23 protein-coding genes are annotated in these 26,223 nt (G+C 54.1%); 19 read left to right on the top strand and 4 right to left on the bottom strand.

Annotated features, from left to right (window positions below; genetic code table 11):
* Positions 1-10 precede the first annotated feature (10 nt).
* Together QMO62_RS00315 and QMO62_RS00320 are read left to right on the top strand one after the other, a co-directional pair.
* The gene (locus tag QMO62_RS00315; protein ID WP_284637792.1) at positions 11-1,102 is read left to right on the top strand and encodes a hypothetical protein; all 1,092 of its coding nucleotides are present in this window, start codon (positions 11-13) and stop codon (positions 1,100-1,102) included.
* Positions 1,099-2,235 (top strand): Ger(x)C family spore germination protein, encoded by a 1,137-nt coding sequence (locus QMO62_RS00320; RefSeq protein ID WP_284637794.1) that lies wholly within the window; start codon positions 1,099-1,101, stop codon positions 2,233-2,235. Before QMO62_RS00315 ends, QMO62_RS00320 begins: the two co-directional genes overlap by 4 nt.
* Before the next feature lie 78 nt (positions 2,236-2,313).
* On the opposite strand, the gene QMO62_RS00325 is transcribed toward QMO62_RS00320, so the two are convergent.
* The gene (locus QMO62_RS00325; protein WP_284637796.1) at positions 2,314-3,669 is read right to left on the bottom strand and encodes an FAD-dependent oxidoreductase; all 1,356 of its coding nucleotides are present in this window, start codon (positions 3,667-3,669) and stop codon (positions 2,314-2,316) included.
* A 114-nt stretch (positions 3,670-3,783) separates the two neighbouring features.
* On the opposite strand from QMO62_RS00325, the gene QMO62_RS00330 reads away from it, so the two are divergent.
* The 3 genes from QMO62_RS00330 to QMO62_RS00340 all read left to right on the top strand — a co-directional run bounded on the left by QMO62_RS00330 (position 3,784) and on the right by QMO62_RS00340 (position 7,298).
* Positions 3,784-4,863: a LacI family DNA-binding transcriptional regulator gene (locus tag QMO62_RS00330; protein WP_284637798.1), complete on the top strand. Its 1,080-nt coding sequence runs from the start codon at positions 3,784-3,786 to the stop codon at positions 4,861-4,863.
* 129 nt (positions 4,864-4,992) lie between these two features.
* Entirely contained in the window at positions 4,993-6,129 is a 1,137-nt protein-coding gene (locus QMO62_RS00335) for a DNA sulfur modification protein DndB (protein WP_284637801.1), read from the top strand.
* The gene (locus QMO62_RS00340; protein WP_284637803.1) at positions 6,129-7,298 is read left to right on the top strand and encodes a DNA sulfur modification protein DndB; all 1,170 of its coding nucleotides are present in this window, start codon (positions 6,129-6,131) and stop codon (positions 7,296-7,298) included. Before QMO62_RS00335 ends, QMO62_RS00340 begins: the two co-directional genes overlap by 1 nt.
* 172 nt (positions 7,299-7,470) lie before the next feature.
* Here QMO62_RS00340 and QMO62_RS00345 read toward each other — a convergent pair whose 3' ends face one another.
* Positions 7,471-8,685, bottom strand: coding sequence for an ROK family transcriptional regulator (locus QMO62_RS00345; protein ID WP_284637805.1), 1,215 nt, complete (start codon positions 8,683-8,685; stop codon positions 7,471-7,473).
* Positions 8,686-8,818: 133 nt separating this feature from the next.
* Here QMO62_RS00345 and QMO62_RS00350 point away from each other — a divergent pair, with 133 nt between their 5' ends.
* The 5 genes from QMO62_RS00350 to QMO62_RS00370 all read left to right on the top strand — a co-directional run bounded on the left by QMO62_RS00350 (position 8,819) and on the right by QMO62_RS00370 (position 13,606).
* Positions 8,819-9,559 carry a class I SAM-dependent methyltransferase gene (locus QMO62_RS00350; RefSeq protein ID WP_284644809.1) on the top strand — a complete coding sequence of 247 codons (741 nt, stop codon included), beginning with the start codon at positions 8,819-8,821 and terminating at the stop codon, positions 9,557-9,559.
* Positions 9,559-10,566 (top strand): MBL fold metallo-hydrolase, encoded by a 1,008-nt coding sequence (locus QMO62_RS00355; protein ID WP_284637807.1) that lies wholly within the window; start codon positions 9,559-9,561, stop codon positions 10,564-10,566. The genes QMO62_RS00350 and QMO62_RS00355 overlap by 1 nt, the downstream gene beginning before the upstream one ends.
* A 343-nt stretch (positions 10,567-10,909) precedes the next feature.
* Positions 10,910-11,914 (top strand): Ger(x)C family spore germination C-terminal domain-containing protein, encoded by a 1,005-nt coding sequence (locus tag QMO62_RS00360; protein ID WP_284637809.1) that lies wholly within the window; start codon positions 10,910-10,912, stop codon positions 11,912-11,914.
* Entirely contained in the window at positions 11,911-12,546 is a 636-nt protein-coding gene (locus QMO62_RS00365; RefSeq protein WP_284637811.1) for a hypothetical protein, read from the top strand. The genes QMO62_RS00360 and QMO62_RS00365 overlap by 4 nt, the downstream gene beginning before the upstream one ends.
* Positions 12,547-12,655: 109 nt before the next feature.
* Positions 12,656-13,606 carry a phosphatidylglycerophosphatase A family protein gene (locus QMO62_RS00370; protein WP_284637813.1) on the top strand — a complete coding sequence of 317 codons (951 nt, stop codon included), beginning with the start codon at positions 12,656-12,658 and terminating at the stop codon, positions 13,604-13,606.
* A 59-nt stretch (positions 13,607-13,665) separates the two neighbouring features.
* Here QMO62_RS00370 and QMO62_RS00375 read toward each other — a convergent pair whose 3' ends face one another.
* A complete protein-coding gene (locus QMO62_RS00375; protein ID WP_284637815.1) occupies positions 13,666-14,574 on the bottom strand; it encodes a sensor domain-containing diguanylate cyclase in 909 nt (302 codons plus the stop codon).
* A 259-nt stretch (positions 14,575-14,833) separates the two neighbouring features.
* On the opposite strand from QMO62_RS00375, the gene QMO62_RS00380 reads away from it, so the two are divergent.
* The 3 genes from QMO62_RS00380 (at position 14,834) to QMO62_RS00390 (ending at position 17,539) form a co-directional block, all read left to right on the top strand.
* The gene (locus QMO62_RS00380; RefSeq protein ID WP_284637816.1) at positions 14,834-15,868 is read left to right on the top strand and encodes a GerMN domain-containing protein; all 1,035 of its coding nucleotides are present in this window, start codon (positions 14,834-14,836) and stop codon (positions 15,866-15,868) included.
* Between the two features lie 296 nt (positions 15,869-16,164).
* A complete protein-coding gene (gene rph, locus QMO62_RS00385; protein WP_284637818.1) occupies positions 16,165-16,926 on the top strand; it encodes a ribonuclease PH in 762 nt (253 codons plus the stop codon).
* Positions 16,907-17,539 carry an XTP/dITP diphosphatase gene (locus QMO62_RS00390; RefSeq protein WP_284637820.1) on the top strand — a complete coding sequence of 211 codons (633 nt, stop codon included), beginning with the start codon at positions 16,907-16,909 and terminating at the stop codon, positions 17,537-17,539. Before rph ends, QMO62_RS00390 begins: the two co-directional genes overlap by 20 nt.
* Positions 17,540-17,614: 75 nt before the next feature.
* On the opposite strand, the gene asnB is transcribed toward QMO62_RS00390, so the two are convergent.
* Positions 17,615-19,456: an asparagine synthase (glutamine-hydrolyzing) gene (gene asnB / locus QMO62_RS00395; protein WP_284637823.1), complete on the bottom strand. Its 1,842-nt coding sequence runs from the start codon at positions 19,454-19,456 to the stop codon at positions 17,615-17,617.
* A 577-nt stretch (positions 19,457-20,033) separates the two neighbouring features.
* On the opposite strand from asnB, the gene QMO62_RS00400 reads away from it, so the two are divergent.
* From QMO62_RS00400 to ispG, 6 genes are all read left to right on the top strand, one after another.
* The gene (locus QMO62_RS00400) at positions 20,034-20,378 is read left to right on the top strand and encodes a hypothetical protein (RefSeq protein WP_284637825.1); all 345 of its coding nucleotides are present in this window, start codon (positions 20,034-20,036) and stop codon (positions 20,376-20,378) included.
* Positions 20,379-20,506: 128 nt separating this feature from the next.
* Positions 20,507-21,412 carry a hypothetical protein gene (locus QMO62_RS00405; protein WP_284637827.1) on the top strand — a complete coding sequence of 302 codons (906 nt, stop codon included), beginning with the start codon at positions 20,507-20,509 and terminating at the stop codon, positions 21,410-21,412.
* Between the two features lie 175 nt (positions 21,413-21,587).
* The gene (gene tig, locus QMO62_RS00410) at positions 21,588-22,886 is read left to right on the top strand and encodes a trigger factor (RefSeq protein ID WP_284637829.1); all 1,299 of its coding nucleotides are present in this window, start codon (positions 21,588-21,590) and stop codon (positions 22,884-22,886) included.
* Between the two features lie 194 nt (positions 22,887-23,080).
* Positions 23,081-23,671 (top strand): ATP-dependent Clp endopeptidase proteolytic subunit ClpP, encoded by a 591-nt coding sequence (gene clpP, locus QMO62_RS00415; RefSeq protein ID WP_284637831.1) that lies wholly within the window; start codon positions 23,081-23,083, stop codon positions 23,669-23,671.
* A 15-nt stretch (positions 23,672-23,686) separates the two neighbouring features.
* Positions 23,687-24,952, top strand: a complete 1,266-nt coding sequence (clpX, locus tag QMO62_RS00420; protein ID WP_284637833.1) for an ATP-dependent protease ATP-binding subunit ClpX — start codon at positions 23,687-23,689, stop codon at positions 24,950-24,952.
* Between the two features lie 85 nt (positions 24,953-25,037).
* A complete protein-coding gene (gene ispG, locus QMO62_RS00425) occupies positions 25,038-26,150 on the top strand; it encodes a flavodoxin-dependent (E)-4-hydroxy-3-methylbut-2-enyl-diphosphate synthase (RefSeq protein ID WP_284644810.1) in 1,113 nt (370 codons plus the stop codon).
* Positions 26,151-26,223: the final 73 nt, after the last annotated feature.

Genomic DNA, 26,223 nt, shown 5'->3' on the forward strand with positions numbered 1-26,223 from the left:
GAGTGTCCGGATGGCACCGAGATATTTTTATTACCTGGTATTCATCAATGCCATGCTCAACGTCATCCAGTATGTGCCGAGCGTACTGATCAATGCGCGCTTTGACGGAGCGATCATCGCATGTTTGCTCTCAGTGTTTATCAGCACTGTGCTGATGTATCAGGTAGTCAAGCGGCTCGGGGAATTTCCCGGCGAAGGCTTGCCTGAGCTCATGAAGCTCTACATGCCGAAAGCCGTCAGCGCTTCGATTATCGTCCTATGCATAGGCCTATGGTATACCGCCGGGCTGTGTACACTGCTGGGCTTCACTATGCTGACGGTAGAATACATCGACCCGTCGTTGTCCGAAACCGTCGTCATGGTAACCTTCCTCTTGGTTGTTTTGGCTGTTGCCCGAATGTCCTCGGATAGCGTATTGTACGGCTCTGAGATGCTGTTTGTCGTCAATCTGCCTTTGGTATTTTTTATATTGTTCAAAGCATTGACCGGAGACGGCATACGATGGGACACGATGCTGGATGTGCTTACCCATGCACATAGCTGGCCGCCCTACAACACCTTTGCAGCGACGACCTTTATTCTGAGCGGTTATATCAATATGGTCGTTTTTAACCGGGTATTTAGTACACCGATCCAAACCAAGTGGCTCCCTTGGATCATTGTGCCTACCTGTATGGGAGTTGTGCTGACGACCTTCCTTATCCCGTTTCTCTATCATGGTACTGTTACTATCGACCGGTATTTATTCCCCTGGATCATGACGGCGGATGCGATCCGAATGGACTTCTTTCTGGTAGAGCGATTGATGTTCATTTTTTTGCTGGTCTACGTATCGATATCGCTGATCAGCATTTCGATACACTGGCATGTCGGCCTGGAATTTGCCAAAAGCCTGCTGCCGTATCGGGAAGGCAGCAAGCTAAGCTCCTATAGCATCGGCGGGGTACTCGTGCTTTTCGGAACGATTGCCCTTTGCCTGGTGCCGCTGAACAGCCTTCAGATAGAGGATTTCAATATCGCCTTCCAGCTGGTCCGATTGCCGGGGGAATGCTTCATTCTGCTCGTCATCCTATATCTTCAAAAAAAGAGGCGGTCCCTTTGAGATTACCCTGCGGTAAGGATACGACCTTTCGTCCATATGCTCTTCTGCTGCTACTGCTCGTGCTGTTGACGCTTTCCGGCTGCGGCTTCAAGGATATCGACAAGCGTTTCTTTGCGGTTGTCCTGGGGCTGGATGCCCCGGAAGGCGACCCGAAAGGAGTTCGTCTTTCGCTGAAGATGGCGATCCCTCACTCCGAGCCCAAGTCCGGCCAGGACAAGTTTCAGGTGTTCACCCAAGAAGCCCGTACGGTAAGCGAAGCGATATCGATGATTAAATCGAAGGTTGATAAGGAACTGGATTTGGGACATATCAAGGTCATTATTTGGGGAGAAGAGCTGATGAAGAGAGGCGGTCTCGAGAAGGAGCTCGACTGGGTGATGCGGCAGCGCGACCTCCAGGGGATCGCTTGGGTTGGAATCGGGCGCCCCACGGCGAAGGAGGTCCTGTCGCTCAAAACGTCCTATGAGAGATATCCGGGAAACGCGCTCTTTCTTTCCTTCGGCAACACAGGTGTGGAATCGAAAAAAATCGTTTCCCAATACTCCTTTTCCTTTTTCCGGGATTTGGTGGAGCCGGGCACCAACGCAATTATGCCCATTATCGAAGCGCAGAAGGACCATTTTGTAATCGACAAAAGCGGCATTGTGGACAAGAAAGGCAAGCTGGTGATGCTGCTTACGCCCGATGAGACCAAGCTGATCAACTTTTTCAATAAAAAAACCGACGAAATGTTTTTGCTGGTTGAACAAGAGCACCAGAGCTTCTCTATACTCTCGCGGGACATTAAACTTAAGTATCATGTTCTTGACGACGGGGAAGGCGGTGTTCGAATTGCCGCGCGTTTTGACATCCTGGGGGTGATACAGGAAAGGCATGACCATGAGCCAATCACGGATGAACAATTGCCGGAGCTGGAGAAGCTTGCCGAGCGGCAGATCGAGCAGCAGCTGACGAAGCTTCTGTTGAAGCTGCAGAAAAACCGGCTGGACCCGATCGGCTTCGGCCTTCGTTACAGAGCTGCACGCTGGGACAGCTACGAACAGGAGATCGAGTCCTGGGAACGGCTCTATCCGAGGGCGGTCTTCGAGGTAACCGCCAAGTGCCGCTTGGTTGACACAGGCTATATCCGCTGACCCGGGATCGGGATCGGCCCTAAAGCCAAAAGGCTGCAGCTCCCCCATGGAGTGCCGCAGCCTGATCGGTTTATTCCGTTAGTCCAATACCACATCCGCTGCTTTAAGCAGCGCCTGCAGTTCCTTGACGTCAATCTGACCCGGCAGGACACCATGTTGAACCGCAAGACCTGCTGCCGCCCCGGCCGCTTGACCCGTTGCCATACAGCTTGGGGTTAAACGCGTGGTAGCCAGTGCTTCGTGGGAGGTAGAGATGCAGCGTCCCCCTACCAGCAGGTTCGTGATCCGCTTTGGCAGAAGACAGCGGTACGGGATGTCGTAGGCGCCGTCCCCCTTTACCCATGCAGCTACGACGCCTTTCCCTGAGGGATCATGGATATCGATCGGATAGCCGCTGCGCGCAATCACATCCTCGAAGCGCCGTCCTTCTATGACATCATTCGCTTGCAGCGAGTACTGTCCGTCGATCCGGCGCGTTTCGCGAACTCCGATCTGCGCGCCGACCTGCGACAAGGACGCCTTCTCGAAGCCGGGCAGGTTCTTGGTCATGAATTCCGCTACCTGAAGCACCTGCTTGCGGCCAAGCTCCTCCGCTTCGGTGAGATCCTCGACTTTCGTTCCGTCCAGCCCTTGGACCCTTGTCGTATTGACGAGCACTTCGTCCTCATTCGGCCCGGTAAAGAACAGCACCTGATCGCGATTGATCGGCAGCGCCGCAGCCTTCCAGTGCTTAAAGAAGCCGAGAACGCCGCTAAGCGGCAATTCGGCGAGCTCATCGATCGGTGTCTTTTTGTAAAATTCGTCCGGATGCTCCAGCATGTACTGCTTCACCTTGGCCAAATCCACGCCGCGCATGCGGAACTTCATCGTCATCGGCTGCGTCAGGCTGTCTCCCTCGCGTCCTCTGAAGCAGGGCGCCCCGCTAAGGTAGGCTACATCCGCATCGCCCGTCGTATCGATAAACACCTTCGCCTCTACACGAATCCGTCCGGACTTGGTGGTCAGCTCTACCGATCGAATCCGGTTCTCCTCCGTTTGCACCTGATCCACAAAGCTGTGAAGCAGCAGTTTGACACCGGCCTCCTTCATCATGTCGATCGCAAGCACCTTGTACACCTCGGGATGATAAGGGGTGATCGTATTTACGAAGCCGACGGTATCCCGCACGTGACCCGGGGAGGCGTTCATGCTCATCAGGCGATCGATGATCTCCTGTCCGAGTCCGCGAATGACTTGCTTCCCTTCCGTCGTATGGAAGGTCATCCAAGGGTACACCAAGGCTGCCGTAGACATTCCCCCGATGAAGCCGTATCTTTCGACTAGAACGGTCTTCGCTCCGCTTCGTCCTGCTGCAATGGCTGCACATACGCCGGCAGGACCTCCTCCGATCACCACGATGTCTGCTTCCATTTGACGAAGAGCTGCTGTGTTCATGGCCATGTCTCCTTTTGTTCACGATTTTTTATTATTTTATAATAAAAATCGCTTTAAATTTAGTATCATTTTTGTTTAAATTATAAGGAATCCGTGTAAAAGGGTGAGTACGCCATGCCTAGAAGGAAGTCGGTTACGTTACAGCACTTGGCGGAAGAGCTGGGCTTAACGATCCAAACCGTGTCCAAGGCGCTGCGCGGACATTCGGGGATGTCGGAGGAAACCCGGCAGCTGATCCTGCAGACGGCCTCGCGCCTCGGCTACCGAACCAAGGAACAGCTCCGCCAGCTGGAGAGCGACAGAATCTCGCCTTATCCGTTATATCAGCGCAGGTTTCTGTTGGTGCTCAGCGAGCAATCGGTTGCCTTCAACCGGCTGCTGCTGCAGGGCTTGCATGAGCGGTTCGCCGAATTCGGGCATCGCATCGATACGCTTCTGCTGCCCGCGAAGCTGAAAGCGGCGGACTATGAGGAGTGGCTGGAGGAGCACGGTGTGCTTTATTGCGACGGCATTTTCATCGCACCGCGAATTACGCCCGATCAGATGGAGGAGAGGCTTCTGGCTCTGCCGCTTCCCCGCATCCTGTTGAACTTTCCCCCTCCCGGTGCAAAGGTGGACAGTGTCGTGTGGGATGTGTATGAGGCGATGTATCTCGCGGTCCGGGAGCTGGTGAAGGCAGGCCACAGGAACATCCTGTACTGCGGCGACATCCTTTCCCAGCGCGGCTACGTGCTTCGGTGGCAGGCCTTTCAGGAGGCGATGAAGGAGCATCGGCTGACCGTGAAGAAGGAGGAGCATGCCGTTCATGTGAGGGGTGCTGGATCCCCATGGCTGGAGCAATTCGAGCGGCAATGGCTGAAGCGGAGGCCAACGGCTGTCATTTGCGGGATCGACGAAGAGGTTGCTCCTGTGTATTACCGGATACAAGCCTTTGCCAAGGTGCCGGATGAATGCTCTCTTATCGGCTTTGTGAATGAACAATCCGATTGCCTGCCCCTGCTGGACCGTCCGGCGCTGCTTATACGCGAAACCGGGTACCGTGCCGCCGATCGGATGCTTTGGAGGATCGCCAATCCGCAGCGTCCTTACGAACATATTCGCATTCAAGGCGAATATGTAACGGGAAACACCGTGATTCGGAAACCATCAAGCGAAATTCGTAATAAATTAAGCGAAAACCATCATATTTCTTGAATAAAGCTGAATGTTTCCGTTCGAATCGGTGTATAATGGAGCTATATGAACCTATTCTAGTAAATTCTTGCAGTTGCTTTAACAGGGAAGGGTAATCAAACGATATATATTTTAGGAGGAATTCACATTATGGATCCAATTTCGTCTCTGTCGGAACTGATCGCAGAGCAAAAGGCGTCTTCCTTCGTGGAAATTCCCGGGGTTGTTTCGCGTACCTTCGGCCAGACAACGCTTTCAACGACGCTGCCGATGAGCAAGCTATTTTCCATTTACGAAGTAGACTTAGAAGTACAGCGTTCCATTGTTCCGCAGAATCTGTCCAAGCTGATGGATTACATTATGCTGTATTTGGATCACCAGCAGGGGATTTACTTCCCAGGCATTATTCTTTCCGCCCGCGGAGCAGGGGAATATGACGAACAGTCCGGCGTATATCGCCTTCAGGCGATCGAGAAGCTGTACTGCGTTGACGGGCAGCACCGTCTGGCCGCCTTCCGCCGTCTGATGGAAACGCTGCAAAGCGCGATGGCCCGGGCCAAGGACCGGAGAGAATACGACCGGATGGAAGAAATTACGGAGAAGCTTCGCAAGCTGTACGCTTTCCCGGTATCCGTCATGATTTATCTTGACATCAACGCTAGACAGGAACGCCAGCTGTTCTCCGATATCAACAAGCTTCCGCGCAAAATCGGCGGCAACCTGGCCGTGCTTCGCGAGCAGCGCCGTTTCTACCATGTCCTGGCTTCACGCCTGGTTGAAGAAGCGCCGGTGATGAAGCAAATTCCGGTCGACATGTTCACCGAGCGGGGCAAAGGACCCGAGTATTTATTCTCCTACCATTTGCTGATCGAGATCATGATCGGTCTGTTCGAGGGACGTCTGAAGTCGGCGGCCCGCGGGAACGGGTACTATTTTGAGGAGAAGGATTTGGATGAGCATTTGAAGCTGGCCTCGATCTATTTCGAGAGCTTGCTGAATTATCTTCCGGAGCCGGAGAAGGGCGAGCTTTGCTGGTCGGAGAACCTGCAGATTGCGCTCGCGATGTTCTTCCACGACGAGGTGACGAAGACCGGCACCTTCAACAAGTACGCGCTGGATTACTGCGTCAAAATTTTACCGCACATCGATTGGAGTGCGATCTATACCGGAGATGAGAAGGATCGTCTGCCACGACGCTCCCGCATCATGAAGGCATATCAGTTTGTGAAGGACTTTTTCGAGGAGCATCACGTATTTCTCATCCGTGACAAGGAGGACGTAGGCTAATGGACGGACTTTGCCTGAAAATGACGATTCACCCGTTTTGCGATAAATTCGGCCTGGCAACGGTGCCGATTCAAGTTCAGGATTTGCTGAACTATACAATGATCGACCCGATGGTGCAGCGGAAGCTGAGCAACGGCCAGCGCCGCAAAATCGCCAATTATTTGCAGGAGCGCGAGATCGACCGCATCTTCTTCGGTCCTGTCACTTTGAGCCTTCGTGATGTCAGCTCGCTGGCGAAGGCGGACAACGGCTTGTTCCTGCGTCCCGGCTCGAAGCTGAGCATTCTTGACGGACAGCACCGGATTCTGGCGCTTGGCTATGTGAACGAGCAAATGCTCAAGGAGGTGCGCAGTCTGGAGAAGAAGATTGCCGCCTTCAAAATCAAGGTGCGCAAGTCTCCCGACAATGCCGAGGTAGCGCAGGAGCTGGAGCAATTCGAAGGGCAATTGGTGGCCCTGGAGCGCCGTCGCTTGGAGCTGATGGAGAGTGAGCTGGCGGTACAGATCTACATCGGTCTCAGCGAGGAAGAGGAGAAGCAGCTCTTCGGCGACATCAACTCCAAGGTGCAGCTTGTAAGCAAGGAGCTAGGCCATTCGTTCGATTCCATCGATCCGCTTAACCTGGTCATCCAGCAGGTGGTCGACCACAATGTCTTCCTGAAGTCCGCCGGCGTCGAGCGCCGTGCGAATCTGACGGCATACAATAAGAACTTCACTTCGTTCAGCTGGCTGTACACAACGGCTACGATGCTGTTTACCGGCAAGATGCAGCCATCCTACGAGCTGGCACGCAAAATCAAGCAGGATCCTTCGACCTACATCGAAATTCTGCATCAATTCTATACGACGCTGCTTCCGCTCATGCCGGAGCAGCCGGGACTTCCGCAGTACAGCTCCTCGGCGCGGGCGATGCAGGAGAGCATTGCGCTTTATGCGCATCGTCACCTGTTCGCGGACGGCAAGTATGTGAAGAACTGGAACAGCTGCATGAGCATCTTCGAGAACTTCGACTGGTCGCATGAGAATGAGCACCTGATCGAGCGCTTCGGTGTGCTGGATAACGGCAAGCTGAACCTGATTCATGAAAAATCGCTTCGCAAGCACGGCAAGCTGGTTCAGCTCTTCCAGGAGCTGCACGGCGATCCGGTAGAGGACGAAGCTACAGCATAAGCAAAGCAAAAGCCACCCATTCCTGAGCCTTTATGGCCGGAATGGGTGGCTTTTACTATTTTCGTGCCTTAATGTGTCGAGCAAGGGACGCAAAGCTGCAAAAGCGCAGAAATTTATGACCCTAACTGCGCTTTCGCAGAAATGTGCCCATCAAAGAAAGACCCTTGTTGCGTTAAGAGGTGGCATGCAGCTTGTTAATCACCATGACCGCCGCACCGGTCACCAGCGCCTCGTCGCCTAACGCGCCTTGGCTGAACACCACCTGGTAGGTGGGGTAGTGGTACGTATTTTGAATGGCTACCCGGGTGGCCGTATGGAAGAAGCTCGGATGGCTGGAGACAAGCGAGCCGCCGAGAATGACCTTCTCCGGATGAAGGATGTTGAGCAGGTTGGATAAGCCGATACCGAAATAGGTGGCGGCTTGGGTGAACAGCTCGACGGTTAACGGGTCGTTCGCCTGGAGCGCTTGCTGCAGATGCGAAAAGCTGAGCCTCTCCGGCTGGGGCTCCAGCCTGCGCAGCAGCGTATCCCGTCCCTGCTTCACGCGGGACTGGGCCTGCAGCTCCAGTGCATGGATCGAGGCGTACGATTCCAAAGCGCCGTAATTGCCCTCGCCCCATAGTCGCTGACCGTCCGTCTGGATGATCATCTGCCCGATGGAGCCTTCCATGTCGACGGCGCCGTAGACGATTTTGCCATCCGACATCATGGAGGAACGAAGCCCTACCCCGGTGTGGACATACAGAAGATGGCGGTAGTCCCGATTGCGGTCCATCCAGGATTCGCCGATGATGGCCGTGTTCGCTCCGTTATCCAGAAGGACTGGAAAGCCCAGGGCATCCCTCAAATACAGAGTAATCGGGATATTACGCCAGCCGGGCGCCGGGAAATGAAGCGGCTCAAGGATCGTCCCGTTGAAGCGGTCGAGCGGACCGACCGCGCCGATACCCATGCCGATGACGGCGCGGGCCGGGATGTGATGCGTGCTCAGCATGTCCTGAACGGAAGCGATGATGTCCTTGAGCAGAACCTCAGGGGTCGACGCATCTGTCATCGGGAAGCGGCGGGAGTCGATTTTATTCATATGAAGGTCGCATAAGATCAGTTTGGAATAAAGCCGGGATATATCGAGACCGAACACGTAGCCGTAATAAGGGTTCGTCTCGTACAGAATCGGCCTGCGGCCGCCGGTAGAATCGCCGAAGCCCGCCTCCAGAATCAGCCCCTGCTCCACCAATTCATCCAGCGTTCTAGTGAGTGTGCTGCCCGTGAGACCGCTTTGCTCAAGCAGATCGATTTTGGATACGGCGCCCTGCTTGCGAATGAGCTCGTAAATTTCTTTATGCTTGCGTCCGGCAATTCGCTCCTCTATTTGCATGTGTTCCATAAGCTCCTCCGACGATTGGAGATGTAAGTCAATCCTCCTCATTATACTCGCTGCTCGAATTCTGGTAAAATAGGGAATGGTAATTTTCTTAGAAAAACCAGCTGTACTATCAATGGACAAGAAGGTGAGCCGGATGAGTGATTGGTTTACGAAAAGCTTCGGAAGCGATTATATGATTGTATATAAGCATAGGGATTTGCAGGGGGCGTACGATGAGGTCCGCAAGATGATGGAATGGCTGGAGCTGCCGGAGGGCTCCGAGGTACTCGATCTGTGCTGCGGCATGGGCCGGCATTCGATGGCCTTGAGAGATTTCGGCTTCCGGGTTACCGGCGTCGATCTGTCCGGGGTGCTTCTGGAGGAAGCAAAGCGGCTCGACGCGGGCGGCGAGGTGCGCTGGCTGCAGGGGGATATGCGCGCTGTCCCGCTGGACGAATCGTTCGATGCGGTCGTTAATCTGTTTACGTCCTTCGGCTATTTCGACGAGGATGCCCAAAACGAAAAAGTGCTGGGTGAAATTCACCGTTTGTTGGGGCCGGCCGGCCGGTTTATTATTGATTATTTAAACCCGGATGAGGTCAAGCGTACCCTGGTCCCGTTATCGGAGCGCACCGATGCAGATCTGGCCATCAAGGAGATGCGCCGGATCGAGGATGGCTTCGTCCGCAAGACGATTGAAATCAAAGATCAGGAGACGGGAGAATTGCGTACCTATGAGGAGCAGGTGAAGCTGTATGACAGCAAGGCCTTTCTTGCAATGCTCGAGAGGGCGGGGCTTCAGGTAGAGCAGCTTTATGGCGGGTATGACGCTTCTTCTTATGATGCTGCGACGTCCAAACGGATGATCTTCGTCGGTCGAAAGGGGCAAGCGTGATGGCAGGCGGAGTGAAGCTAACCGGTCCCGGAACGTGGGTCAGGCATGAGGATGTCGTGCAGGTCAAGGTGCCTCTTCCGTTCCCGCTGCGATGGGTAAATAGCTATTTGCTTGAGGCCCCCGAAGGCTTTACGCTGATTGACCCGGGGCTCCGGACGGCGGAGGCGGAGCAGCACTGGGAGGCGGCGCTGTCGGAGCTCGGCGTCGCCTTCACGGACATCGAGCGCATCGTGCTGACCCACCACCATCCCGACCATTACGGTCTGGCAGGGTGGTTCCAGCAGCGCTCGGGCGGCGCACCCGTCCTCCTGTCGGGGACGGGGCTGAAGCAAGCCCGTCTCCTCTGGGGAGACGGGCAGCCCATGACGGAACAGCTGCTCGCGCTGTTCCAAAGGCACGGCCTGCCGGCGGAGCTCGCTCCGCAGCTGCGGGAGCACATGGACGGCTTCGTGCCGTCCGTGTCTCCGCAGCCGCAGGTGACGCTCGTCCAGGCAGGCGAGACGGTACGGCTCGGCGGCGCGCCGTACGTGGCGATCGAGACGCCCGGCCATGCGGCGGGGCATCTCATGTTCTACGCAGCGGACTCGAGGAAGCTCTTCTGCGGCGACCATGTGCTGCCGCAAATATCGCCCAACGTCAGCTACCTGCCGGGCGGTATCGACGAGAACCCGCTGGCCAGCTATATGGCCAGCCTGGAGCAGGTGAGCCGGCTCGATGTCGCGCTGGCATTCCCGGGGCACCGTGAGCCGTTCAGTCATTTCGCCGCACGGGCGCGCGAGCTGGTCCGCCATCACGAGGAGCGTCTCGGCCTGATGAAGGCGCAGCTCGCCGAGGCGAAGAGCGCCTATCAGGTATGCCGGGACACGTTCGGCGACCGGTTAAGCCTGCACCAGCTGCGCTTCGCGCTGGCGGAGACGCTCGCGCACCTCATCTGGCTGCGCGAGGCGGGACAAGTCCGCGAGACGGAGGCAGAGGGCCAGGCGCGGTTTATTGCAGGAACGGACTAATCGTTAGGCGAATGTGAAGTCGCTATTTCACGATAGGATGCCTTGATACGGCTCCCACGGCGAAATAGCGATTTTCTGCATTCACGCTACAACCGCTTTCCATGCCGGCTCATGTAATTCACACACATATCACTTTGCCATAATCGAGAACGAACTACATCTGCCTTCAGCTGGCTGCAATTCCGCAGCCGCATACTTTACAAACGTCCCCATGCGCGGCGCTTGCTCCGCAGCTTCAACGCCTTTAGCACCTTCAACCTTACTTTGCATATTTTTCGCATAAATGGGAAATAGTACATGGGATGATAGGATTACCATGTGTAACCGGAAGGGGGGAAGGTTGGTGCTTAGAAGCCGAAGCGTCCGTCTTTTTGCCGCCGTTACGCTCTCTGTAGCACTGGCGAGCGGGTGTGCGGAATGGGAGGGTCCCCGTATGCGAACGGCGGAGGCACCGGCGTTTACCGCAGCGGGAATCGATGAAGCGAACGGCGGTATCCGGGTAACGACCTACCAGGCTGAGCGGCCAGGCCAGGTACAGCTGCTGCAGGAGCCCTCGTATCGCTCGCAGACCTTCACCTCACTGCAGGATGCCGCGTGGCCTTGGGAGCGCAAGCAAGCGCCCGACTGGATCGTGATCGGGCAAGCCTGGGTGGAGCGGCATGGCTTCTCCTCCGTATGGGCAAGCCAGCTGCACCGCATCGGCGTGAACCGCGGAAGGGCGCCGCAGGTAGCTGTTGTCGGAGGGACCGCAGAGCAGTATTTGAACCGCAGGGAAACGGCAGACCTCGGGTTTCAAAGCGTTCAACAGCTTGGCCTGGCGGATTATACAACGTGGTCGGTCGACGGACGGATCTCTCATGAGGCGGATGTCGTTCTCCCATTTTTGGAGCAAAGTTCCAGCGGCCAAGGGGTTTCAGTACAGGCTCTTGTGTTTAAGAAACAACAACGGGTCGGGCTTCTGACTCCGTCCGAGACACAGCTGCTTGCTTGCCTCCAGGGCGCTCGCAAGCTGCCAGAGCTGACGCTGCCCTCGCATCCCGGTAAGCTGGAATCCGTCTCGTGTCAATCTACGATCAGCAGCAACGGGGATCTTCAGCAGCCTAAGCTGCGAATCCGGCTGCACATTACGTCCTCCGGCCAAGAGGTTCCGGTGCAGGCGCTTCGTCAGGAGGTGCAGCACTTGCTCGGCTGGCTGCAGGACAAGCAGGCCGACCCTCTGCGCTTAGGCGATTCCATGCGAAGACAGCATCGCGGTTATTGGTCGGACGAGCGCTGGCGTGAGGTATACGCTAAGGCTCCGATCGAAGTCGAAGTGGCGACAACTTATCAAGGAGGTATAGGGAAATGACTACACGAAGCAAGCTTTTGCAGCATACATTATTGGCCATCGCCCTTGCTGCAGTGATTAGCGGCTGCCAATCGAACAAGGCGCCGGAGGCGGCGGAAGGGACTCCGCCCAAAGCATCCACACCTGCGGAGACGCCGGGGCAAACGACACCCCCTGGCCAGGCTGCCCAGCCGGGCGGTACGGGTACGACGCAGCCGGGTACGGGACAAGCCCAGCCTGCCCAGCCGGCTCAACCGGCGGCACCGGTTAAGCTTACGCCGATCACATATCAGGATGTGGATAAGCAAAGCTTGACGGAAATCGCGAAGCTCGTGAATCTCAAAACCATCTATCTTCCCCAGCAGGGTGCAATGGATGATAAGATCGATCAGATGGGGACTACAGGTGATGGGCATCTCGTAGTCACCTATTACAAGATGCAAGTGACTCTTTCGACCAAAGCTTTGGAGCCGGAAGGCGACAAAGGAACTCCCGTGCAGCTGAAGAACGGCAAGGCGACATGGCACACGCCGAACGGGCAGCCGACGCTTTACTTGAAGCAAGGGGATACGAACATTGCGCTCAGCTCCGCCAAAGGCTTAACTCAAGCGGATCTGCAGGCCATTGCGGAAACCATTGCACCGTTGAAATAAACGAAGCACCCTGGAGGCCCATTCGTTTGCCGATGGGTCTCTTTTCCTACATTATGGTATAATACAACCATCTTACATAGTAAGGCAGGTGAAGCCGATGAAGACGTTCTTGAGGGAAAAAGCGCTTATTTTTCAGGAAATGCGGGAGGAAATATTCAAGCAGTATCCGCAAGCAGCGATTGAGAATGCGGTCACCCGGCTTCTGGTAGAAGTGAAGGGGATCAAGAAAATTCCGGACGAGCTGATTACCGAAACGCTTCTTGGCGTACTGAGCAAGACGGAGACCTATAACGTGATCTCGACGCTCCTCGAGCTGGACAAAAGGGTGAAGCACGATGCCGAGCTTTTAGCAAGCATGAAGGACCCTTCCTATAACGTGCATCGCACGATTGCGCTGTCCATATGCAACCTATACGGGAGCGGGGCTACCTCCTTATTCGGATTTATTGACTGCAAGTTCCGGTTCTTCTTTCCGAGCAAGCGTCCCAAAGGGTTTCTGTCGAAGGGGATTTGCGCGATCGTTGCCTCCACGGCCAGCGTGGTAATTTCTGATAAGGTTACAATGAATTATGCAGACAAAAATGTGGAGCTGCTCGCATCCCGAGGCATCCCTCTGGACAGTCTGGTTGAGCTGCTGGACGGTCTGCAGCGCCCGTATAATCCGACCCTGGATCGTCAGCTGTGCGTGGAAAATATATTGGCTGTGCTTCGCAAGCAGCAAACCTATCATGCGATTCAGCTTGCCGTCAAGATGGACGAGGCCGTGGAGAAGGGGCTGCTGAATGAACAATACAGCCATATTGTCGGCAATGACGAAGGCTTGTTCGGCGTGGATGAGTCGGTGGCTACGGCCATTCCTTTAATGTACGGGACGATTGCGCTCACGAACTTCGGCTATCTTGACAAGGAGAAGCTGGGAATTATCGGCGAGCTGGATTCCGATCATTCCGAGGGCAAATGCAACACCTACATGGACGACATCGTCTGCGGGATCGTCGCTGCCGCCTGCGGCCGGCTGGCTCACAACAATACGCCTCAATACAGCAAGCCTCTTAAGTAAGCCCAAACAAAAAAGAGCCTGGTACCCGCCTTCGCAGCGTACCGGGCTCTTTGCATTTATCAGCTGTCCCCATGGGAATAGAGGAAGTAATTATTTTTTCCAATCTTCTTGGCCTCATACATGGCATTGTCGGCACGCCGGAGCAGCTGCTCGCCGTCCGTGGCATCCTCGGGAAAGCTGGCTCCGCCGATGCTGCAGGTGACGCGTATGGTGTAGCCGTTCAGCTCAAACGGGTGATTCAGCGCTTCGATGACACGTACTGCAATCCTGCCGAGATCCTCCTTCGTCTCAAAGCGCTGAAGCAGCATGACGAATTCATCCCCGCCTACGCGGCAAACCGTATCCGGGTCCCTGATGGAATGGTGCAGTCTGGCTGCCACCAGCCTCAAAAATTCATCCCCATAGCTGTGCCCGTATCGGTCATTGATTTGCTTAAAATCGTCCAGATCCAAATACAAGATGCCGAGCCGGTGGCCATAACGCTTGGATGATAGCAAAAGCTGGGAATATCGATCCTGAAACAGCCGGCGATTCGGCAGCCCTGTGAGCGCATCGTAATACGCGAGCTTCGTGAGCTGCTCCTCGTGCTGCTTTAATCTGGAAATATCCCGCGAGTAGATAGCGGCATAAGCTTGGGGGTCGCCGGAAGGAAGCACGGTCCCTTTGCCTTCTAACCAAAGGTAAGTTCCATCAGACAGTGGCAGCCTGTATTCTTGTGTGAAGGGCTGTCCGTTGCGTAGTAATCTGAGTACGGATTGCTCCAGGACGGGGCGGTCATTTTCATGAACCCAATCGATCCATGCGGTTCCTGTGTAAGCTTCCGCCGTCCTTCGGAAGAAGGTGGGCAGTGAGGGGGAAACATAGCTGATCCGGCCGTTCGAATCCATTACGTGTATAAAATCGGTCGAGGTCTCCACCAGCAAGCGAAACAAATCATCCGATGGCGGCCGAGGGTGAGATTGATCCATGAAAATCACCTCTTTTTGGAAAAAAGACAACTTTATTATATCACCACACCGCCTGGATTATCTACAGCAAGTACCCATTGAACCTTGTTTTGGGTGAAACTTCACAAAAATAGTTACGGCTTATCCTTGGAGTAGGACAAATTGTTGTCATAAACGGGGTTACCTGCTTGTATACATAGGAGTAAAACGGACAACACCCCAACAAGGCGGATGCTTACAAAGCAAGCTTTGCTCCGCATAACTCAGAGGAGGAATCAAGATGAAACAACAAAAATGGACACGATTGGCAGCGGTAACGAGCATTGTGGTCATGCTGGCCTCGGGCTGCTCGGTATTAGACAAGAAGGAACAATCCCAGCAAATTGATCCTCCGCCGACAGGTGCGGCAGAAGCGGGCGCGGTAAAGACGGTAAGTGCTCCTATTACGAATCCGATGCAGATCACCGTATTTGCCAAGGACGAGAAAGGGCTGCTTGCCCCGATCGCATTGCAAGTGGAGAAGTCGGAGAGCGTAGCCAAGAAGGCACTGGAATATCTGGTGGAGGGCGGTCCTTCGCAAGGGAAGCTGCCGGCCGGGTTTACCAGCGCACTTCCTAAAGGAACGAAGATTAAGGACATGAATATTAAAGACAAGCTGGCAATCGTCGATTTCTCGAAGGAGTTCACGGACTACAACCTGCAGGATGAGCGTAAAATGCTTGAGGCCGTAACATGGACCTTAACCAGCTTCCCGACGGTGGAGAAGGTAGAGTTCCGCGTGGAGGGGAAACGCCTGTCGGAAATGCCGGTTGGCGGAACACCGCTGGATGAGCCGACAAGCCGCGCGATGGGCATTAACCTGGAGAAGCAGGAGGGCGTAGAATACGGTCAAGCAACGGCTGTTACGCTGTATTTCCTGAGCCAAAACCAGGAGGAGTTCAAATACTACGTACCGGTTACCCGAATGGTGAAGCGTACGGATAATGTTGCCCAAACGGTCGTTGAGCAGCTGATTCAAGGCCCGGATCAAGCGAAAGGTTTGGCGGCCGTCATGGCGCCGGGGGCGGAGTTGATCAAGGTAGGCAAGGAAAACGACGTGATCACCGTCAATTTCTCGGATAAAGTGCTTGGACCGGACAAGAAGGCTCCGGCCGAAGCGATGAAATCCGTCGTGCTGTCCTTGACAGAAAACGCGGGAGCTTCTACGAAAGTGCAGATTCTCGTCAACGGCGAAGCCAAGGTAAGCTCGACGGACAATCAAAGCTACGCGAAGCCGGTCAGCCGTCCTTCTACGGTCAATCAAATGAAACTTTAAGCGATACGACGGCTCCCCCTCCTTCGATCCGGTTCGAGCTTTATTGGGATCAAGGTATCGGGGAGCCGTTTTTTTAAACGCAATCTGGGTCGCGCATCCCGGAAAGGCCTAGGGCCTAAATTGAAACATTTCTTACCTATTCAGGGTATACTAATAGATGGTAAGAAAGCATAAAATTCTCTGGGAATTTTAACTTCTGTGCCATACCTCGGATGGAATTATGCGGATTGGCGTGATTTTCCTGAATGGCTTTGGTACAATGAATCGGTAACGCAAAAGGAGGACGGAGATAACCGATGAGACACGATGGAAGAGCGGAGAATCAAACAAGGCCTGTTAAGATTACTCCCCATTATAGTAAGCATGCGGAAGGGTCCGTATTGATCGAGGTAGGGGAGACAAAGGTCATATGTACCGCTACGGTGGAAGAAAAGGTGCCGCCGTTCATGAAGGGCCAGGGGAAGGGCTGGGTAACGGCCGAGTATTCGATGCTGCCTAGAGCGACCGCTGTCCGCAATCAACGCGAAGCAGCCAAGGGTAAGCTTGGCGGAAGGACGATGGAGATTCAACGCTTGATCGGACGGGCGCTCCGGTCGGTTGTCCAGCTTGATGCCTTAGGCGAGCGATCCATCACTCTGGACTGCGATGTCATTCAAGCGGATGGCGGCACACGGACGACGTCAATTACAGGTGCTTTCGTAGCTATGGCCTTTGCCATCGATAAAATAGCAAGAGAACGCAATCTGCCGAGGTTTCCGATTACGGATTTCCTTGGGTCGGTCAGCGTCGGCGTGGTCGATAACAAGGCTTGTCTCGACTTGGATTATGTGGAGGATTCCAAAGCCAAGGTGGATATGAACGTTGTTATGACAGGAGACGGCAAATTTGTTGAGGTGCAGGGCACCGGGGAAGATTCACCTTTCACGAGACAGGAGCTGGACGAGCTGCTCGCGCTTGCCGAAGGCGGGATCCAATCGATGATTCGGGAGCAGGAAGCGGTGCTCGGACTGATCGGACAGAAGATTCGGGGGACGGCGCATGCTGCGGCTAGGCACTGAGGTCGTCATTGCAACCCGCAATGCGGGCAAGGTGAAGGAATTCGAAGCGATATTCGCCGACAAGGGAATCCGGGTCCGGAGTTTGTTGGATTATGACGGGCTCCCGGATATCGTAGAGGACGGGGATACCTTCGCTGCGAATGCGCTGATTAAAGCGCGGGCCATCGCTCAGTGTTTGCATATTCCTGTTGTTGCGGACGATTCCGGGCTGTGCGTTGACCGCTTGGACGGTGCGCCAGGTGTATATTCCGCCCGCTATGCTGGAGAAGGAGCAGGCGACGAGGCTAACAATCGCAAGCTGCTCAAGGAGCTTGCCGAAGTGGGGGAGCCGGAAGCAAAGGCAGAAGGAGTAACCGTCCTGAGCCCTGCGCGGTTCGTCTGTGCCATCGCGCTCGTGGATTCATCCGGTCAGCCGGTGGCCGAGGTGCAGGGCGCGTGCGAGGGGGCCATTATCTCCGAGCCGCGGGGAGCGCAGGGCTTCGGCTATGATCCGCTTTTTTATGTGCCGGACAAGCAGCTTACGATGGCAGAGCTATCCATGGAGGAGAAAAATGCCATCAGTCACAGAGGCCGCGCTATCGAAGCCTTGTGGAGGGCGCTGGAAACGGAATAAGCGCTGCCGGTGATTCAGTCGTCGAGCGGCATGTAACGAAAGGACCGTCCTCATTGCGAGGACGGTCCTTCAGCATTACCTGATCGAAACATTATACTTGCGAAGCCACGTATCCACCTGTGCGAGGTAGGCGAACAGCTGCGGCCCTGTCATCAGCTGACCGAACCATGGCAGCGTGAACCGGCTGGCGTCCTCGGCGAGGGCGCGGATCTTGGCCACATCAATGAACTGCAGCAGCGGTGAGCTGGGATCATCCAGTATTTCCAGCACCCAGGAACGGACGGCGGCTAAGTAATTCGGATTGTGTGTCTTCGGGTAAGGGCTCTTTTTGCGTGTCAGAACATCCTCCGGAAGCACGCCCTTCAGAGCTTTGCGCAAAATCCCCTTCTCGCGGTCGCCGGAGGACTTCACTTCCCAGGGTACATTCCATACATATTCCACCAGACGGTGATCGCAGAACGGCACGCGTACCTCCAGGCCGACAGCCATACTCATCCGGTCCTTGCGATCAAGGAGTGTCGGCATGAAGCGGGTAATATTCAGGTAGGACATTTCCCGCATGCGGTTTTGCTGGGCATTTTCTCCTGCCAGGCGGGGAACCTCGGATAAAGCGGAGCGATAGCGGTCCTGCACATATTGCTCCGGACGCACCCACTCCACCAGCTCCGGGGAGAGGAGAGCGACCCGGTCCTTGGTGTTCAGAGCCCAAGGGAAGGTATCCGCGTTCAACGACTCCTCCCGGTGAAACCACGGATAGCCCCCGAAGATTTCGTCGGCCGCTTCGCCGGAAATCGCCACTGTGGCGTCCTTTTTGATTTCACGGCAAAACAGGTAGAGGGAACCGTCCACATCGGCCATACCCGGCAGGTCACGGGCGTACACAACGGTTTTCAAGGAATCTACCAGCTCGGGGGTATCGAACTCCATATAATGATGCTCGGTGCCGAGAAAATCTGTCATTCTCTTAATCCAGGGGGCATCCGAATTCGGTTGAAACGCGTTGGCTTTAAAGTTCTTATCGTTATCGACGTAATCAATAGAATAGGTGTGGAGGGTGCCCAGGTTTCTCTCTTTGTAATATTGAGCCGCAAACGTAGTAAGTGCGCTGGAGTCAAGTCCTCCGGACAGCAGGGTACAAATCGGCACGTCCGAGGCCATTTGACGTTCTACGGTGTCCTTGAGAAGCTCGCGGATTTTCTCGGCCGTCGTCTCCACGTCATCCTCATGCGGCTTGCTTTCCAGCTTCCAGTAGGCGTGAATGCGGAAGCCGTTACGGTCCATCACCGCGCAGTGGCCGGGCTTCAGCTCCGAAAGATTGCTATATACGCCATGGCCTGGCGTTCTCGCCGGACCGACAGCGAAGATCTCCGCTAATCCTTCCCTGCTGACCTCGACTGAGAAGTCCGGGTGGGAGAGAATCGCTTTCGGCTCCGAGCCGAACAGGAGGCGTCCCTCGCTGTACGAATAGAACAAGGGCTTCACGCCGAGCCGGTCTCTTACCAAGTACAGCGACTGATCCTGCGAATTCCAGACGCCGAAGGCGAAAATTCCGTTGAACCGGTCTACGCAGGAGCGGCCCCATTCGATGTAAGCGACCAGCAGCACTTCCGTATCGCAGGTCGTTTGGAACCGGTGGCCTCGCAGCTCAAGCTCCTTTTTAAGCTCGGGAGCATTATAAAGCTCACCGTTATAAACAACGGTATATGTCGTCTCTCCAATTACTCGGGTCATAGGCTGGGCGCCATTGGCCGGATCCATGACACTCAAGCGGCGATGACCGAGAGCGCAGTGTGACGTTATCCAAGTACCCGAGGCATCCGGTCCGCGGGGGGTCATGGTATCCGTCATACACTCGAGAATGGACGGATACTGCGTCAGATCCTTGTTCCAATCAATCCATCCCGTGATTCCACACATAGCCTTCATCCTCTCTCTTATGTCGGCGTTGTTCAAGCACCGTAATCTAGGGGCAGCGCGATGATAAAGGGTATGCGGATTAGGCTCGAATAATGTCTGTCCATCTGACATGAGCCTGCGAAAACGATGACGAACCCATGGACAAACCGTCGAAGAAGCGATACACTACCATGTGACGGTTGGGAATTTTTCGCAAGTCTATGAATAAGATTAGGTTGTTTTGTCCCACTCTATCCATAAGGAAGGCGAGAAGGGACTAGGCTGAAGCTTAAGATCGAACGGCTTATTGTTCTTGCGAAAGCGACTTCTGCGGCCTTTACCGATAGGGGCTTTGCTCAGCCGGGTACGGGAGTTGAATCCACTCATGGATTTGTTGTACCATAAGGGGACGGGCCGGTTGATACGCGAAACAATGTCCAAGATTTCCCATACATAGCTCCTTCGACATTCTTTGCCATGAACAACCTGTATCTATTTAGCTGTTTTACTGCTTCATACCATTGGATTATACGCATTTGTACTTTAGAGGTTAGCGTGTACGTAACGCAGTCGATCAACATGAAAGGTGGTCAAACGTATGAACAAAAAATTGATGTCCGAGCAGCAGAGCGAATACAAGGCAGCGAAAGAACACTTCGAAAGCGTGAATAAGGATTTTGAACAAAAGCTCGCTGCTACCAAAAAGCTGGGTAAGGTGAATCAGGAAACCCTGGAGCGCTTATCTGAGGACACAGGACTCCAGAAGGCTTTGAACCGCTTAACCTCAGCGGAGAGCGCTCTCCTGAAATGGTCTCACGAAATGATCCAGAACGAGCGGGATTATTTGAAGAATAAAAATTCTGTCGACCGGATGTATGCGTTTATCGATCAGAATCCGGCAATCAAGGCGCAATTGATTAAAGCTGCGATGGAGATGGGCTAGTCTCACAGGACAGCTGCAGCAGAAGGTGCAGAAGGGAAATGTCCCGGCTGCGCTTTTTTTGCTTTCGCAGACCAAATGGGGTAAACTGCTTTCAAGAATGGCAAGGCCGCGGAAAGGCAGGCGGTTTCATGACGGAACAAGTGAATGACAATGTAATCTTATTTCCCAAAACAATCGAGTACTACCAGTACGAGCTGACCCGGATGCTGGAAGCGGAGCGTTACGGGGAAGCGGTGCGGCTGCTTCGGTTTTTGCTGAATTGCCGCCACCACGACCACCGTGTGCAAGGGGAATGGCAGTCGCTGCTGGATTGGCTGCAGATGATGTTTCCGGAGGAACAGTTTCCGCTCGAAGACGAGCAGGAGGAGCTGACGGAGGAGGAGCTTCTGCGCGAGCAGCTTAGGCTGAGGGGCCGGGAAGGCGAGGAATATGCGGAGAAGCTGTTAGCCGCTCTGGAGCAGCCTTACGAGGTGGACAAACAATTGCTGGCGTTGGAGCAGCTCGCCTTGGTAGAGCATCCCCGTGTTAACGACGTGCTGGAAGAATGGGCTACCCGTCCGAATTTACATCCAATGCTTCAGTTTAAGGCGCTTCAAACCTTGCAGAGACGTGGAGCCACGGGCAGCGTGACCTTATACAAGCTGAACGAGGAGACAGTGGTAGATTTGGAGGATACTCCGCCTACCTTCGATGATTTTCCCGCACAGATCCATGAGATTATGCTGAGAGTTCAGGAGATCAGCGAGACGCAGCATCCTGCGCTCAGCTACTTTGCCCAAGAAACCTGGAATGAATTTCTGGCGTTCATCTACGGCACTTCGCAATATCGCCAAATGCTGCGGCAGGATTCCTCCTGTATCGATGTGTGGGCCGCAGCGCTGCACTTGACCTTGCTGGAGCACGTGTTTCACAGCGGCGACAGGGAGGAGCTGCTCGATTTGTACGGCATCACTTCACACCTTCTATTTCAATGGGAGCAGGCGTACCGGGTGATGAAGCAGTTTGCCGCAACGATGTTTTCCGGGAGGATGTAGCGGCAAACGGCGGGTCTGCCAGGATGGGTTGCATTGATTGTTGAAAACGCGATATATTATGGTTATAATAGAATGGTTATATTGGCGGACGGGACATGCCGTCTCACTGTTCGGGCCGTCAAGCGCGTGACTATCATGTTGATTAATGGACAATTTTTGGAGGGGAAAGCATAAAATGAAAGCAAGCTGGGAAAAGATAGAGAAGAACGTTGGAGTTCTTGATATTGAAGTAGACGCGGAACAGGTGGCCACCGCTCTGGACAAGGCATTTAAGAAAGTCGTCAACAAGGTGAATGTTCCGGGCTTCCGTAAGGGCAAAGTGCCTCGCTCCATTTTTGAAGCGAAATTTGGAGTGGAAAGCTTGTATCAAGACGCTCTTGATATTATTGTTCCTGAGGCTTACGTATCCGCTGTTCGCGAGACAGGGATCGAACCGGTAGACCGTCCTGAAGTAGACGTAGAGCAATTCGGCAAAGGCCAAACGCTGAAGTTCAAAGCGAAGGTTGTTGTAAAGCCGGAAGTTGAGCTCGGCGACTACAAAGGTATTGAGCTTGAGCACCAAGCGACGGAAGTAACGGCTGAAGAAGTGAACGAAGAGCTTAAGAAATTGCAAGGCCGTCATGCTGAGCTTGTTCCTGTAGAAGAAGGCGCAGCACAGAACGGCGACGTGGTTGTTATCGACTTTGAAGGCTTCGTAGACGGCGTAGCATTCGAGGGCGGCAAAGCGGAGAGATATTCTCTGGAGCTTGGCTCGAACAGCTTCATCCCTGGCTTTGAAGAGCAAGTGGTAGGCCTTGAGAAGGACGGCGAGAAGGACATCACCGTTAGCTTCCCTGAAGATTACCATGCAGAAGAGCTGAAGGGCAAAGAAGCGGTTTTCAAAATCAAGCTGCATGATATCAAGCGCAAAAACCTGCCTGAGCTGGACGACGAGTTCGCGAAAGACGTCAGTGAATTCGAAACGCTGGATGAGTACAAGGCAGATCTCGAAAGCAAGCTGAAGGAGCGCAAAGAAAGTGAAGCTAAGCGCGGGCAAGAAGCCGAAGTGGTAGAGAAGGTTTCTGCAGCGGCTACTGTCGACATTCCTCAAGTGATGATCGATGACGAAGCGGAGCAAATGGTGAAGGAATTCGAAAACCGTCTGCGCATGCAAGGTATGAACATCGATATGTACTACCAGTTCACCGGTCAAAGCGCTGAGGATCTGAAGGGTCAAATGCAGGAAGACGCTCAGAAGCGTGTTCGCAACAACCTGGTGCTTGAAGCGGTAGCGAAAGCGGAAGGCATCGAAGCGACACAAGAAGAAATTCAAGCTGAGCTGGAGAAGCTGGCTCAAATGTATGGCCGCTCCGCGGATGAAGTTGCAGCGATCTTCGCTAACAACGGTAACCTGCAGACGCTGGTTAATGATATCGTAACAAGAAAAACCGTTGATTTCCTGATGGAAAACAGCAAAGTCGCTGCAGCGGTTTAATAATCACATAGGATGGCAGGGGCACGTGTATTCATGCGTGCCTTTGTTTTACCCATCCGCATTCCCGAAATGTGTCGAAAGTACATACATATCAGCAAGATGCAACGCAGCTTGAAACGTGATACAATAATGTGTAAGGCTTTTTGAGCGGAAAGCTTGAGGGGTCTATCTCACGAAGTAAAGGGGTTGGAACGATGAGTCTGGTACCTATGGTTGTCGAGCAGGAAGGACGCGGTGAGCGATCCTATGATATTTACTCCCGTTTGCTCAAGGACCGCATCATATTTTTGGGTAGCGCGATTGATGATGACGTCGCCAACCTGATCATTGCGCAGCTCTTGTTCCTGGCTGCTCAAGATTCCGAGAAAGATATCCATCTGTACATTAACTCTCCCGGTGGTTCAGTTACAGCGGGCATGGGTATATATGATACAATGCAGTTCATCAAGCCGGATGTATCAACGATCTGCGTAGGTATGGCGGCCAGCATGGGCTCCTTGCTGCTGACGGCGGGGGCACCGGGCAAGCGCTTCGCTTTGCCGAACAGTGAAGTGATGATTCATCAGCCGCTGGGCGGAGTCCGCGGGCAAGCTTCGGATATTAAGATCCATGCCGATTGGATTATTAAGACGAAGCAGAAGCTGAATCAGATTTATGTTGAGCGCACAGGTCAGCCTTACGAGAAAATCGAACGAGACACGGACCGGGACAACTTTATGAGCGCCGAAGAAGCGAAGGCTTACGGCCTTATTGATGCGGTTATCACTCGGAACGAATTGACTTAGGAATGGAGTGATTCCATGTTTAAATTTAACGATGAAAAAGGTCAGCTGAAGTGTTCCTTCTGCGGTAAGTCGCAGGAGCAGGTCCGCAAGCTGGTCGCTGGACCGGGCGTTTATATATGCGATGAGTGTATCGAGCTTTGCACGGAAATCGTTGAGGAAGAATTGGGTCACGAGGAAGAGCTGGATCTGAAGGATGTGCCGAAGCCGAAAGAAATTCGCACGATTCTTGACCAGTATGTTATCGGGCAGGAGCAAGCGAAGAAGTCGCTTTCCGTAGCGGTATACAACCACTATAAGCGGATCAATTCCGGCCAGAACAAGCTGGAGGATGTAGAGCTTCAGAAGTCGAATATCGCCCTTGTCGGACCGACAGGTAGCGGTAAGACATTGCTGGCACAGACGCTGGCCAAAATTTTGAACGTTCCGTTCGCCATCGCGGACGCAACTTCCTTGACGGAAGCCGGTTACGTAGGCGAGGACGTTGAGAACATCTTGCTCAAGCTTATTCAAGCGGCTGATTACGACGTGGAGAAGGCGGAGCGCGGCATTATTTATATCGACGAAATCGATAAGGTAGCCCGTAAATCCGAGAACCCGTCCATTACTCGCGACGTTTCCGGTGAAGGCGTGCAGCAGGCTTTGCTGAAAATTCTTGAAGGCACGGTGGCTTCCGTTCCTCCGCAAGGCGGACGTAAGCATCCTCATCAGGAATTTATCCAGATCGATACGACGAATATCTTGTTTATTTGCGGCGGTGCCTTCGACGGCCTGGAGCAGATCATCAAGCGCCGTATCGGTAAGAAGGTCATCGGCTTCGGAGCTGACGGCAAGGTGGCTGATCTCAAGCCGGGCGAGTACTTGTCCCTCGTGCTGCCGGAAGATCTGCTTAAGTTTGGCTTGATTCCTGAATTTGTCGGTCGTCTGCCGGTCATCTCTACACTGGAGCCGCTGGATGAGGCTGCCTTGGTACGCATCCTGACCGAGCCGAAGAACGCTCTCGTGAAGCAGTACCAAAAGCTGCTGGAGATGGATAACGTGTCGCTCGAATTCGAGCCGGAAGCACTGGAGGAAATCGCGAAGGAAGCGATTAAACGTAACACCGGTGCCCGCGGACTGCGTGCCATCATCGAGAGCATCATGCTGGAGGTTATGTACGAGGCGCCGTCCCGTACGGAAAATTCCAGCTGCGTGGTTACGAAGGAGTCCGTTCAAGCGAAGATCGCTCCGCCGATCACTTCCAAGGACGCTCAGTCGGTGAAGAAGAAGGAAGAAAGCGCCTAAGCTCGAATCGAATATTTATACCGGACACCTCCAATCCCTGCGAAGGGAGCGGAGGATGTTTGGTATCATGGGAGAGAATACACATATGTTCCACAGGAAGGATACCATCCCCGTTAAAGTAGGTAACTTGACCATTGGCGGCAGCAACGAGGTCATCATTCAGAGCATGTGTACGACCAAGACGGCAGATGTCAAGGCAACCGTTGCGGAGATCCACCGTCTGGAAGAAGCCGGCTGCCAAATCGTGCGGGTGACGGTGAACAACAAAGAGGCGGCCGAAGCCATTAAGGAAATCAAGAAGCAGATCTCGATCCCCCTTGTTGCGGATATTCACTTTGACCACCGTCTTGCCTTGATGGCGATTGAGAACGGCATTGATAAGGTTCGTATTAATCCGGGTAACATCGGACGCCGCGAGAAGGTAGAGGCGGTAGTGAAGGCTTGCAAGGAGAGAGGCATTCCGATTCGGATCGGGGTCAATGCGGGCTCTCTAGAGAATCATCTGCTTGAGAAGTACGGCTATCCGACGCCGGAAGCCATGGTTGAGAGCGCCCTCTATCATATCGGCATTCTGGAAGAGCTGGACTTCCGGGACATCATTGTGTCCTTGAAAGCCTCCGATGTGCCTATGGCGATTGCAGCGTATACGAAGGCGGCATCGGCTTTCCGGTACCCGCTGCACCTTGGCATCACCGAGGCAGGAACCTTGTTCTCCGGCACAGTGAAAAGTGCTGCAGGGCTGGGTGCCCTTCTAAGTATGGGTCTTGGATCGACGATCCGAATCTCGCTTAGCGCGGACCCGGTGGAAGAGGTAAAAGTGTGCCGCGAGCTGTTGAAATCGTTCGGCTTAATTACGAATGCGGCTACGCTTGTTTCCTGTCCGACCTGTGGACGGCTGGACATCGACCTGTTCTCGATCGCCAACGAGGTGGAGGAATACATCTCCAAGCTGAAGGTGCCGATCAAGGTGTCGGTGCTGGGCTGCGCGGTGAACGGACCCGGGGAAGCACGCGAGGCCGACATCGGTATTGCCGGTGCCCGCGGCGAAGGCATGCTGTTCCGTTACGGGGAAATGATTCGCAAAGTTCCGGAAGAGGAGCTCCTGTCCGAGCTGAAGAGGGAAATCGATATCATTGTAGCGCATTTTGAGCAGACGGGAGAAATCCCGGGCCGAAAGCATCATGAGATACAAGCATGATATATCAAGAAGTCCGCAGCCTGCTGCGGGCTTTTTCTATGCATAAAGAAGCCTTTTTTGGAAAATAACAAAT

The sequence above is a fragment of the Paenibacillus silviterrae genome (assembly GCF_030167925.1).
GTDB lineage: Bacteria > Bacillota > Bacilli > Paenibacillales > NBRC-103111 > Paenibacillus_G > Paenibacillus_G silviterrae.